This is a genomic window from Nitrosomonas sp. Nm33 (assembly GCF_900107265.1).
Lineage (GTDB): Bacteria > Pseudomonadota > Gammaproteobacteria > Burkholderiales > Nitrosomonadaceae > Nitrosomonas.
Genome location: NZ_FNPJ01000079.1, coordinates 1 through 13,338 on the forward strand (window position 1 = coordinate 1; position 13,338 = coordinate 13,338).

General features: G+C 41.8%; 9 protein-coding genes and 1 tRNA gene. All 10 read left to right on the forward strand.

Annotated elements, in window-relative coordinates:
• The coding region (locus tag BLV54_RS12815; protein WP_256329477.1) for an EF-Tu C-terminal domain-related protein at nucleotides 1–597 on the forward strand (597 nt) is incomplete at its 5' end.
• 85 nt (nucleotides 598–682) lie between these two features.
• Nucleotides 683–758, forward strand: a tRNA-Trp gene (locus BLV54_RS12820).
• Between the two features lie 189 nt (nucleotides 759–947).
• Nucleotides 948–1,292, forward strand: a complete 345-nt coding sequence (gene secE, locus BLV54_RS12825) for a preprotein translocase subunit SecE (RefSeq protein WP_090572042.1) — start codon at nucleotides 948–950, stop codon at nucleotides 1,290–1,292.
• A 21-nt stretch (nucleotides 1,293–1,313) separates the two neighbouring features.
• Nucleotides 1,314–1,847, forward strand: coding sequence for a transcription termination/antitermination protein NusG (gene nusG / locus BLV54_RS12830; RefSeq protein ID WP_090572043.1), 534 nt, complete (start codon nucleotides 1,314–1,316; stop codon nucleotides 1,845–1,847).
• Between the two features lie 109 nt (nucleotides 1,848–1,956).
• Nucleotides 1,957–2,388, forward strand: coding sequence for a 50S ribosomal protein L11 (gene rplK / locus BLV54_RS12835; protein WP_090572044.1), 432 nt, complete (start codon nucleotides 1,957–1,959; stop codon nucleotides 2,386–2,388).
• A 1-nt stretch (nucleotide 2,389) separates the two neighbouring features.
• Nucleotides 2,390–3,085, forward strand: coding sequence for a 50S ribosomal protein L1 (gene rplA, locus BLV54_RS12840; RefSeq protein WP_090572045.1), 696 nt, complete (start codon nucleotides 2,390–2,392; stop codon nucleotides 3,083–3,085).
• Nucleotides 3,086–3,350: 265 nt separating this feature from the next.
• Nucleotides 3,351–3,866: a 50S ribosomal protein L10 gene (gene rplJ, locus BLV54_RS12845; protein ID WP_090572046.1), complete on the forward strand. Its 516-nt coding sequence runs from the start codon at nucleotides 3,351–3,353 to the stop codon at nucleotides 3,864–3,866.
• A 77-nt stretch (nucleotides 3,867–3,943) separates the two neighbouring features.
• Nucleotides 3,944–4,321 (forward strand): 50S ribosomal protein L7/L12, encoded by a 378-nt coding sequence (rplL, locus tag BLV54_RS12850; RefSeq protein WP_090572047.1) that lies wholly within the window; start codon nucleotides 3,944–3,946, stop codon nucleotides 4,319–4,321.
• Nucleotides 4,322–4,501: 180 nt separating this feature from the next.
• The gene (gene rpoB / locus BLV54_RS12855; RefSeq protein ID WP_090572048.1) at nucleotides 4,502–8,575 is read left to right on the forward strand and encodes a DNA-directed RNA polymerase subunit beta; all 4,074 of its coding nucleotides are present in this window, start codon (nucleotides 4,502–4,504) and stop codon (nucleotides 8,573–8,575) included.
• Between the two features lie 52 nt (nucleotides 8,576–8,627).
• The gene (gene rpoC / locus BLV54_RS12860; RefSeq protein WP_090572049.1) at nucleotides 8,628–12,881 is read left to right on the forward strand and encodes a DNA-directed RNA polymerase subunit beta'; all 4,254 of its coding nucleotides are present in this window, start codon (nucleotides 8,628–8,630) and stop codon (nucleotides 12,879–12,881) included.
• The last annotated feature ends 457 nt before the right edge of the window (nucleotides 12,882–13,338 follow it).

Sequence of the window (13,338 nt, forward strand, 5' to 3'; positions counted from 1 at the left end):
GACAGTTATATTCCTGAGCCACAGCGGGCCATAGATGGTGCTTTTATCATGCCGGTGGAGGATGTATTTTCAATATCTGGACGCGGCACGGTTGTAACAGGGCGTGTGGAGCGAGGTATAATTAAAGTTGGTGACGAGATTGAGATAGTAGGTTTGAAACCAACATTGAAGACGGTGTGTACCGGTGTAGAGATGTTCAGGAAGCTACTTGATCAAGGGCAAGCTGGAGACAATGTTGGAATATTGCTGCGTGGAACTAAGCGTGAAGAGGTTGAACGTGGTCAAGTGCTGGCAAAGCCTGGGAGCATATTACCGCATACGAAATTTACAGCTGAGATATATGTTTTAAGCAAAGAGGAAGGTGGTCGGCACACGCCGTTTTTTGCTGGATATCGTCCTCAGTTTTATTTCAGGACAACTGACGTTACGGGGTCGATAGAACTGCCATCCGGTACCGAGATGGTAATGCCGGGAGATAATATTTCGGTGGCAGTAAATCTTATTGCTCCGATTGCAATGGAAGAGGGATTGCGTTTTGCAATTCGTGAAGGTGGCAGAACCGTTGGGGCAGGTGTTGTAGCTAAAATTATTGAGTAGATAAGTAGCGTTCAATTTTATTTTGTATGTTCTGAAGCTCCGTCATAAAAGTAGAGTATTGAATGTAGAGTGTTGTGTAGAAAATAGGCCAGTAGCTCAATTGGCAGAGCGTCGGTCTCCAAAACCGAAGGCTGGGGGTTCGATGCCCTCCTGGCCTGCCAAAATTTAATTTTTCTCCGAAAATAAATTAAGACAAGAGATCAATGGATTTTAATTTTTAGCGGGAAGTGGCATGCAGTGTATTCGAGCAAAGGAATGCTAATTTAACTTATTGATCTTGTTTGTTAATTTGAGAATAGAAAATTATTAGGAAGGCAAGCGGGTTATCTATCGTCAAGGATGGTGTCTGAGTGAACAAATTTAAGCTAGTGCTCGCTATATTATCGATAATAGCTGGTGTTGTGGGTTTTTACTATTTGCGCGATAGCGCAATGGTTATTCGCGTATTGCTTTTATTGCTAGGCATATTTCTAGGAATTACAATAGCTTGGTTTACTAATCAAGGCAAGCAGTTTTATGCGTTTAGCAGGGAGTCGATTGAAGAAGCAAAAAAAGTAGTCTGGCCTAGTCGAAAAGAAACAGTGCAAACTGCTGGTGTAGTCTTTGCTTTTGTTGTAGCTATGGCAGTTTTTTTGTGGTTAGTAGATACCGGATTGATGACGATCGTGAGGTATGTAATGGATCAAGAGGGTTAACTAAATGGTCCGGGTGGTAGAATGAGCAAAAAATGGTATGTGATTCATGCATATTCTGGCTTTGAAAATAGTGTCAAGCGAGCATTACAGGAACGCATTGCTCGTGCCGGCATGGAGGATCAATTTGGTCAAATACTGGTTCCTGTAGAAGAGGTTATAGAAATCAAAGGTGGCCAAAAAAATATCAGCGAAAGGAAATTTTTTCCTGGTTATGTATTGATAGAAATGGAAATGACAGACGAAACCTGGCATTTAGTTAAACATACGGCCAAGGTCAGTGGTTTCATTGGTGGTTCTCTAACAAAACCAACACCAATCAGTGAAAGAGAAGTTCAGAACATACTCGATCAAATTCAAGAGGGCGTTGAAAAACCCAAGCCAAAAATACTTTTTGAAATTGGCGAGGCTGTGCGTGTCAAAGAAGGACCATTTACAGACTTCCATGGAAACGTTGAGGATGTCAATTATGACAAAAATAAGTTAAGAGTATCCGTCTCAATTTTTGGTCGACCCACACCTATTGAATTAGATTTTGATCAAGTCGAAAAATCCTAGCTTCCGATAAAAGATAGCTGAATTTAGAAAGTAGAAGTTGTTATTGTTTCGTATCACATCGGGGAGAATGTTGTAAGCATTCGGTAGAACCCAAAAAAGGAGAATTATTTTGGCAAAAAAGATTATCGGTTATATCAAGCTGCAGATACCGGCTGGGAAAGCTAATCCAAGCCCCCCTATTGGCCCTGCTCTTGGCCAGCGCCAACTTAACATTATGGAATTTTGTAAAGCGTTTAATGCGGCTACACAAAAAATGGAGCCGGGCCTGCCTGTGCCAGTAATCATTACTGCTTATGCAGATAAAAGCTTTACATTTGTTATGAAAACGACACCTGCCTCGGTGTTGATTAAGAAGGCCGCGGGTATAAATAAAGGAAGTCCTAAGCCACACCTTGACAAAGTAGGGAAATTGAGTCGTAGTCAAGCAGAAGAAATAGCCAAACTAAAAATGCCAGATCTGACTGCAGCGAATATTGATGCTGCAGTCAGATCTATTGCTGGCAGTGCGAGAAGCATGGGCGTGGAAGTGGAGGGGCTATAAAATGGCACACGTTTCTAAACGATACGCGTTGATAGGCAAAAAGGTAGATCGCAATAAAACATACTCACTTGCAGAGGCCCTTACACTTATAAAGGAAACTGCAACTGCAAAATTTGATGAATCTGTTGATGTTGCCATCAATTTAGGGATAGATGCAAGAAAATCAGATCAAGCGGTACGCGGATCAGTTGTTTTGCCGGCAGGCACAGGTAAAGTTGTGCGAGTTGCTGTTTTTGCCCAGGGAGATAAAGCTAAAGAAGCACTTGAGGCAGGCGCAGATATTGTTGGTTTTGAGGATCTTGCGGAAAGAGTTAAAGCAGGTGAGATTAACTTTGATGTTGCTATCGCAAGTCCAGATGCGATGCGTATTGTTGGTCAATTAGGCCAAATACTAGGGCCGCGAGGGTTAATGCCCAATCCAAAAGTAGGTACGGTAACGCCAGATGTTTCAGCTGCTGTGCGGAATGCTAAAGCTGGACAAGTACAGTTTCGAGCAGATAAAGCAGGTATCGTGCATTGTACAATTGGGAGAGCCTCGTTTGAGGCTGATGCGCTTAAAAAAAATATCTTGGCGCTAGTAGATGCGCTAAATAAATCTAAACCACCTACATCCAAAGGTGTATATCTAAGGCGAATGACTCTTTCCAGTACCATGGGTGTGGGAGTTAGAGTTGATCAATCCGGTTTAGAGCATTGATTTATAGACTTTGGACTATTGACGTTTTGGGTCAGTAGGTTATCAAAGACCGTTGGGGTTTCATGTTTGTTATTTTAAATAAAATTAATCTAATTTGCAGACTTGAAACTTAATTACCAGGAATTTATCGAATAGTGCCCAACGCAGATGGCGTATCCAGAACAGGACTTATTGTTTTCTCCTGAATATAGATCGCCGCTTTTTAGTATGGAAGATATCGTGATTATTCCGATATGACTCCAGAGTTTAATGTGGAGAATGTATCTTGAGTCTTAATTTTGAACAGAAAAAGGCGATAGTTGAAGAGGTTGGCGCTCAAATAGCTGATGCGCAAGCGATTATCATAGCTGACTATCGTGGATTGGAAGTGAGTAAATTTACTCAATTACGGGCTAAAACACGTGAGAGCGGAATATATTTTCGTGTGATTAAAAATTCATTTGTACGCCGCGCAGTGAGGAATACGCCATATTCTAATCTTGCTGATCAAATGGTAGGTCCTTTGGTATATGGTATAGGTCGTGACCCGGTTGCTACTGCCAAAGTACTTCATGAGTTTGCAAAAAATAATGACAAGTTTGTTATTAAAGCTGGAGCAATGGCAGGGACAGTGCTGTCTAACAAAGAAGTTGCAGCCTTAGCAAGCTTACCAAGCAGAGATGAGTTGTTATCGAGGCTGATGGGGACGTTACAAGCACCTATAGCCAAGTTTGTGAGAACACTTAATGAAGTGCCTACCAGTTTTGTGCGTGGATTAGCTGCGATACGTGATCAGAAATGATTTATTCGGCTTTAGAAAGCAAATTTTTGTGCATTTCTAAAATTAATCAGAATTTAATTTATTGTTAGGAGAAAAAAATGGCTGTAGCCAAAGAAGAAATTTTAGATGCAATTGCTAATATGACAGTGTTAGAACTGTCTGAGCTAATCAAGAATATGGAAGAAAAGTTTGGAGTCTCCGCTGCAGCGACTGCTGCTGTTGCCATTGCTGCACCTGCTGCTGCAGCTCCGGCCGCAGAAGAGCAAACTGAATTTTCTGTCGTTCTAACCGCTGCAGGAGACAATAAAGTAAATGTAATTAAAGTAGTTCGCGCAATAACAGGACTTGGATTGAAGGAAGCGAAAGACCTGGTTGATGGTGCTCCAAAAGTAGTGAAAGAAGGAATTGCCAAAGCTGATGCGGAAGCGATTCAGAAACAACTTATTGAAGCAGGAGCTGCTTGCGAGGTTAAGTAATATTGTTGTTATGAGAGTATTGGCTGGCAGAGATAAATATGCTGCCGGCCTTTACTTTCTTTGATGATTTGATTTTTTTGTATATCTATCGTGCCGAGCATTTACTGTAGCAGTCAGTAAATGACTATTTGGATAAATACGACTATTTAATCCTTATTATTCTGCGCTTGGAGAAAATTGATGGACTATTCGTTCACAGAGAAAAAACGTATTCGAAAAAGTTTTGCTAAACGTGCCAGCGTTTTACCAATCCCTTTTCTTCTCGCAACTCAACTTGAATCGTACGCAGCCTTTTTGCAAGAGAAAGTCGCACCTAATAAACGCGCTAACCAAGGGTTGCAGGCAGCGTTTAATTCAATTTTTCCAATTGAGAGTCATTCAAAAAATGCTCGACTTGATTTTATTAGTTATTCCCTTGGAGTACCAGTATTTGATGTTAAAGAATGTCAGCAACGTGGCTTGACTTATGCATCTCCTTTACGCGCCAGAGTGCGATTAACTATTTTAGATAAAGAGATTTCTAAGCCGACAGTAAAAGAAGTTAAGGAGCAAGAAGTATACATGGGAGAGATTCCTCTCATGACAGACACTGGTTCATTTATTATTAATGGAACGGAGCGGGTAATTGTTTCTCAACTGCACCGTTCCCCAGGGGTATTTTTCGAACATGATCGTGGAAAAACGCATTCGTCAGGTAAGTTGCTTTTTTCTGCACGTATTATTCCTTATCGAGGTTCATGGCTCGATTTTGAGTTTGACCCCAAAGATTATGTGTATTTCCGCATTGATCGCCGACGCAAAATGCCAGTGACAACTTTATTGAAAGCAATGGGTTGTACCCCGGAGCAAATTCTTGCTGATTTTTTTGTATTTGATCATTTTTATTTTTCTAAAAATGAAATTTTATTTGATTTGGTGCCTGAGCGGCTACGGGGTGAGGTAGCAAGCTTTAATATTACTGATGATAAAGGTAAGGTAATTGTTCAAAAAGATAAACGTATTACAGCAAAACACGTTCGAGAATTATTGCAAATCGGTATAAAACAGATCCCAGTTCCAGAAGAGTTTTTGATTGGCAAAATATTAGCGCAAAATATTATAGATAAGGAAACTGGTGAAATTATAGCGTTAGCTAATGATGAAATAACAGAAGCTATACTTGGAAAAATAAGGCAAGCTGGAATTGAACAAATTAGTACGCTTTATGTGAATGATCTTAATTACGGTCCTTTTATTTCCCAGACATTGAGAATAGATGAAACTATTGATCAGACTGCAGCTCAAGTAGCGATTTATCGGATGATGCGCCCTGGGGAACCTCCAACTGAAGAAGCTGTCATTGCTTTGTTTAACGGGTTATTCTATTCACCTGAGCGCTATGATTTGTCTTTTGTGGGGCGCATGAAATTCAATCGCCGGGTTGGGCGCTCGGAGCTAACGGGTTCTTCTACTTTATCTAATCAAGATATTATCGATGTGATCAAGATATTGGTGGAATTACGTAATGGCCGGGGAGAGATAGATGACATCGATCATTTGGGGAATCGTCGTGTGCGTTCAGTTGGAGAATTAGCTGAGAATCAATTTAGAGCTGGATTGGCGCGAGTTGAAAGGGCGGTTAAAGAACGACTTAGTCAGGCGGAGTCAGAAAATCTTATGCCCCATGATTTAATCAATGCTAAACCAGTGTCCGCTGCGGCTCGTGAGTTTTTTGGCTCCAGTCAATTATCTCAATTCATGGATCAAACAAACCCTTTATCAGAGGTTACGCATAAGAGACGTATTTCTGCATTGGGTCCGGGTGGTTTAACACGTGAGCGAGCAGGCTTCGAAGTGCGCGATGTACATCCAACTCATTATGGACGAGTATGTCCTATTGAAACGCCGGAAGGGCCTAATATTGGTCTCATTAATTCACTGGCACTTTATGCACAAACTAATGAGTATGGATTTATTGAAACACCCTATAGAAAAGTGGTAGATGGAAAAGTTACCGATGAGATCGTTTACCTTTCTGCTATTGAAGAAAGTCAATATATGATCGCTCAAGCAAATGCAAGGCTTGATTCGGAAGGAAGATTCGTAGATGAAATCGTTTCATGTCGTCAAAAGAATGAATTCACATTGGCGCCTAAAGATCAAATCGAATATGTGGATGTTGCGCCAGCTCAGATTGTTTCCGTTGCAGCTTCATTGATTCCCTTTCTAGAGCATGATGATGCTAATCGTGCTTTGATGGGTTCTAATATGCAACGGCAAGCTGTTCCTTGTTTACGTGCGGAGAAACCGTTTGTTGGGACTGGAATTGAACGGGTTGTTGCGGTTCATTCTGGTACCGCTGTGAGAGCAGTACGTGGGGGAGTAGTCGATTACGTAGACGCAAGTCGTATCGTAGTGCGCGTACACGATATTGAAACACGAGCAGGGGAAGTGGGCGTAGATATTTATAATTTGATCAAATATACCCGTTCAAATCAGAATACAAATATTAATCAACGCCCATTAGTAAAAGTAGGTGATGTTCTAGCGCGCGACGATGTCATCGCTGATGGGGCTTCAACCGATTTGGGTGAACTTGCTTTAGGGCAGAATATGCTGGTGGCGTTTATGCCGTGGAATGGATATAACTTTGAGGATTCCATTCTTATTTCTGAGCACGTCGTATCTGATGATCGTTTTACCTCCATTCACATTGAGGAATTATCAGTAGTAAGTCGTGATACTAAGCTTGGCACAGAAGAAATTACTGCTGATATTCCCAATTTATCTGAGCGTCAACTCGCGCGCTTGGATGAATCCGGGATTGTTTATATCGGTGCTGAAGTTGAAGCAGGCGATGTATTGGTTGGTAAAGTTACTCCAAAGGGTGAAACGCAGTTAACTCCAGAAGAGAAGTTATTACGAGCGATTTTTGGTGAGAAGGCTTCTGATGTTAAAGATACTTCTTTGCGAGTACCTTCCGGTATATCCGGAACCGTAATTGATGTGCAAGTATTTACCCGAGAAGGGGTAGAGCGGGACAAGCGTTCTAAGAAAATTATCGATGATGAATTGTCTCGCTATAAAAAAGATCTGGGTGATCAGATGCGTATAGTTGAGGCAGATGCATTTGCGCGCATAGAGCGTTTACTTATTGGCAAGGCCGCAACCGGTGGTCCTAAGAAACTCGCTAAAGGGACGCTTATTACGAAAGAATATCTGGAAAGTATTGATCCTCACTATTGGCTTGATATCCGCTTGGCTGATGAGGATGCAAGCGTACAGCTAGAGCAGATAAAAGATAGCATGACACAAATGCAAAAAATGTTTGATATTGCTTTTGAGGAAAAAAGAAAAAAGCTTACGCAAGGGGATGAATTACCGCCAGGTGTCCAGAAAATGGTCAAAGTTTATGTTGCGGTCAAGAGGCGTTTGCAGCCAGGAGACAAAATGGCCGGCCGTCATGGAAATAAAGGTGTAATTTCAAGAATTGTGCCTGTAGAGGACATGCCTTATATGACCGATGGTACACCTGTTGATATCGTATTGAATCCTTTAGGCGTACCGTCGCGTATGAATGTAGGGCAGATTTTGGAGGTTCATTTGGGATGGGCGTCAAAAGGACTGGGTAAGAAGATTAATGAAATGTTGCGTGAGCAGAGAGAAATCACCGAGCTTAGAGCATTTCTCGATAAAATCTATAATAACAGCGGTAAGAGGGAAGAAATTGCTTCTTTAAATGACGAAGAAGTACTAGAGCTCGCAAATAATTTAGTTGATGGCGTACCCTTTGCTACGCCTGTTTTTGACGGTGCTACAGAAACCGAAATAAAGGATATGCTTGAATTAGCTGGTCTGCCAAGATCGGGACAAGTTACACTTTATGATGGTAGAACGGGTGCTGCCTTCGATCGATCTGTTACTGTAGGCTATATGCATGTGCTTAAGCTGCATCACTTGGTTGATGACAAAATGCATGCTCGTTCTACAGGTCCCTATAGCCTGGTAACGCAGCAACCTCTTGGTGGTAAAGCTCAATTTGGTGGTCAACGTTTTGGTGAAATGGAGGTGTGGGCGCTAGAAGCATATGGAGCTGCCTATACTTTACAGGAAATGTTGACCGTTAAGTCGGATGATGTGAATGGACGTACCAAAGTATATGAAAGCATTGTCAAGGGCGATCACAAAATAGATGCGGGAATGCCAGAATCATTTAATGTATTAGTAAAAGAGATTCGATCTCTGGGGTTGGACGTTGATTTGGAACAACATTGAAATCTTAGTTGAAGATGTTTTATGCCGACCTATAGATTATTAGGAGTGACAGATGAAAGCGCTGCTTGATTTATTTAAACAAGTTACTCAGAAAGAAGAGTTTGATGCAATTAAAATTGGTCTTTCCTCTCCAGAAAAAATACGTTCTTGGTCATATGGTGAAGTAAAAAAACCTGAAACGATAAACTATCGTACCTTTAAACCAGAAAGGGATGGATTATTCTGCGCCAAGATTTTTGGTCCAGTAAAAGACTACGAATGTTTGTGTGGAAAATATAAACGGTTAAAACATCGTGGCGTGATTTGCGAAAAATGTGGAGTAGAAGTGACCTTATCTAAGGTTCGGCGCGAGCGGATGGGGCATATTGAATTAGCATCTCCCGTAGCGCATATCTGGTTTCTGAAGTCATTACCTTCTCGTTTGGGATTGGTATTAGACATGACATTGCGGGACATTGAGCGTGTGCTCTATTTTGAAGGTTATGTAGTAACTGAGCCAGGCATGACACCGCTTGTTCGCGGGCAGTTGTTGACCGAAGACGACTACCTCAATAGAACAGAAGAATATGGAGATGATTTTTCTGCAGGTATTGGTGCAGAAGGTATACGAGATCTATTGAATAAAATGGATATCGTTACAGAAATTGATTCTCTCCGTCGTGAAATGCAGAGTACAGGATCTGAAACTAAGATAAAAAAAATAGCTAAACGGTTAAAAGTACTTGAAGCATTTAATAAATCAGGTATGAAACCAGAATGGATGGTGTTAACGGTATTACCGGTACTGCCACCAGAATTGAGACCGCTTGTGCCATTGGATGGAGGGCGTTTCGCAACCTCTGATTTAAATGATTTATACCGTCGTGTGATTAACCGGAATAATCGGTTGAAACGTTTGCTCGAGCTTCGAGCGCCAGAAATCATCGTACGTAATGAAAAGCGTATGTTACAAGAGTCAGTCGACTCACTTCTTGATAATGGGCGTCGTGGCAAAGCTATGACAGGAGCCAATAAACGGCCATTAAAGTCACTTGCGGATATGATTAAAGGCAAAGGAGGGCGATTCCGCCAGAATCTGCTGGGTAAGCGCGTCGATTATTCTGGACGATCAGTTATTGTGGTGGGTCCTCAGTTGAAGTTGCATCAATGTGGCTTACCGAAAAAAATGGCTCTTGAATTGTTCAAGCCATTTATTTTCAACAAGCTGGAAACTATGGGTATTGCTAGTACCATTAAAGCAGCTAAGCGAGAGGTAGAAAGTGAGAGTCCAGTAGTGTGGGATATACTGGAGGAAGTTATCCGTGAGCATCCGGTAATGTTAAATCGAGCGCCAACGCTACACCGGTTGGGTATTCAGGCATTTGAGCCGGTGTTAATTGAAGGAAAGGCGATTCAGCTACATCCTCTTGTTTGTGCTTCCTTTAATGCGGATTTTGATGGAGACCAGATGGCTGTACATATTCCATTATCTCTTGAGGCGCAAATGGAATGTCGTACCTTGATGATGTCAACTAATAACATTTTGTCTCCCGCTAACGGTGATCCTATTATCGTACCCTCGCAAGACATCGTGCTCGGGTTGTACTATATGACCAGGGAAAAGATCAATGCGCGGGGTGAGGGTATGCTTTTCCTGGATGTCGCGGAAGTGTTACGCGCGTATGAAAATCACGTAGTTGAGCTTAATGCCAAAATAGTAGTAAGAATAAAGGAAGCCGAAAAGAGGAAGGAAGAAGGCAAACCAGTAGAAAAAATAACACGTTATGAAACGACTGTAGGTCGTGCGTTATTATCGGAAATCTTACCAGATGGACTTCCTTTTTCTCTGATCAATAAGGTGCTCAAGAAAAAGGAAATTTCAAAGCTGATCAATGCGAGCTTTCGTTTATGCGGATTACGTGAAGCAGTTATTTTTGCAGATAAGCTCATGTATTCGGGTTTTTCCTATGCAACGCGAGGTGGCATCTCTATTTGTGCGGATGATTTGCTTACACCTGTTCAGAAAAATGACATCATAAAAACTGCGGAGAAGGAAGTACAGGAAATAGCAGCTCAATATACTTCAGGCTTAGTGACCCAGGGCGAGCGCTATAACAAAGTAGTGGATATCTGGGGGCGCGCTGGCGATCAGGTTGCTAAAGCGATGATGGATCAATTAAGTGTTGAACCTGTATATGATCCATTAACAGGAAAGATGAGGCAAGGCGAGAATGGTAATCCTGTAATGCAGGAATCATTCAATTCAATTTACATGATGGCCGATTCAGGTGCGCGCGGTTCAGCAGCGCAGATTCGTCAACTTTCGGGCATGCGTGGATTGATGGCTAAGCCTGACGGTTCTATCATTGAGACGCCTATTACAGCTAATTTTCGTGAAGGGCTGAATGTACTGCAATATTTTATTTCCACCCATGGCGCGCGTAAGGGACTTGCTGATACAGCATTAAAAACAGCTAATTCTGGCTATCTTACTCGTCGTTTGGTGGATGTTACACAGGATTTAGTTATTACCGAAGAGGACTGCGGCACAGATGACGGTGTTGTAATGAAAGCACTGATTGAAGGTGGTGAGGTTATTGAGGCGTTACGAGAACGAATGCTTGGCCGAGTAACCGCGCAAGACGTAGTTAATCCAGAAAACCAGGAGATTATTTATCCTGCAGGCATTTTACTTGATGAAGACGCTGTTGAAAAAATTGAATCATATGGGATTGATGAAGTTAAAGTGCGTACTCCGCTTACGTGTGCAACACGGTATGGGCTATGCGTTATGTGTTATGGACGCGATTTAGGCCGGGGGACAGCAGTAAATGTTGGTGAGGCAGTAGGTGTCATTGCTGCGCAATCCATTGGCGAACCTGGGACACAGTTGACCATGCGAACATTCCATATTGGGGGGGCTGCTTCTAGAACAGTAGTGGTGAGTCAGGTTGAGAGTAAATCGAATGGTGTGATTCATTATTCTCCTACGATGCGATATGTAAAAAACGCTCGCGGCGAATTGATAGCCATCTCTCGCAGTGGAGAAGTAGCCGTGTATGATGAAAACGGGCGTGAGCGTGAACGCCATAAAGTGCCTTATGGCGCAACATTGCTAGTGCATGATGGTGAAGTAGTAAAAGTGGGCAAAGTGTTGACAACATGGGATCCCCATACGCGTCCTATCATCGCAGAATATAGTGGTAAGGTGCGCTTTGAGAATGTTGAAGAAGGTGTAACAGTAGCAAAACAAATTGATGATATAACAGGCTTATCCACACTCGTTGTAATAGATCCAAAGCGTCGTGGTGCTACACAAACTAAGGGGCTGCGTCCATTGGTTAAATTTTTGGATGAAGAAGAAAGAGAGATTAAGATCGCGGGTAGTGAATTGCCAGTTAGTATCACTTTTCAAATTGGATCTATCATTTCTGTCCGTGATGGGCAGCAGGTTAGTGTTGGGGAGGTATTAGCTCGTATTCCGCAGGAAACTTCAAAAACACGTGATATTACGGGTGGTTTGCCGCGTGTGGCTGAATTATTTGAAGCTAGATCACCTAAGGATGCAGGCTTATTAGCGGAAGTTACCGGAACGGTATCTTTTGGTAAAGATACTAAAGGAAAGCAACGTCTCATCATTACCGATCTCGATAATATTGCACATGAATATCTAATTCCAAAGGATAAGCATGTTATGGCTCATGATGGCCAGGTCGTAAATAAAGGTGAGACAATTGTTGATGGACCTGCTGAGCCACAAGATATATTACGTCTTCAGGGAGTGGAGGCATTAGCACGGTATATTACTGACGAAGTACAAGATGTTTACCGTCTACAGGGTGTAAAGATAAATGATAAACATATTGAAGTGATCGTCCGTCAGATGTTGCGTCGTGTACAAATCATTGATGCAGGCGATTCATCTTTCATTCCTGGTGAACAAGTAGAACGTGCAGATGTGCTAGCGGAGAATGAGAGACTGCTTGCTGAAAATAAAATTTCTGCAACATACGAATATATGTTACTTGGCATTACTAAAGCATCGCTCTCAACCGACTCGTTTATCTCTGCTGCTTCCTTCCAAGAGACAACCCGTGTTCTTACAGAGGCGGCAATTATGGGAAAAAGAGACGATCTGCGCGGATTAAAAGAAAATGTTATTGTAGGAAGATTAATTCCTGCGGGAACAGGGCTATCGTTTCACAATATCCGTAAAAAGCAAAGGCTGCAATCAATTGCTGGTATAAGCACTAATTTACCTGAAAAAGTTGCAGAAGAAACAGAGAGTGAATCTATAGTTGTTAATAATGACCTTTCCTTAAAATAGCATTTAATCAGAGATATTGACTTTTATGTGTATTCAGCAAGGAAATAGTCGATTTTAGATGTGCGTATGCAAACTGGTAAATTAATTCATCATCAATAACAAAATGCTGATCGTGTCTTCCAAAGTATGAAATTTATTCTTAATTAGTATTACACAAGAAGAATAATTCATATCTCAAAATCCTTGACATAGTTATGGTTAAGAAAGTAGGCTTGGAGGTTGCGAACAAAGAAGAAAGAAGTATTAGTTAGTATTGGTTTTATGCTCAAGCTATCGGGAGGGATGGATAGTTATTTTTTAGATGAGCATGAATGGGATAACAACATACATAAGATAAGAAGGAGAGAGGAATGAATGCCAGAAAATGGCTGAAGGGGCTAGCAATAGCCTGTGGGGTAATGTTTGCTGGGGTATTGCATGCGAACCTATCGACAGTACCGGATGAGACGTACAAGGC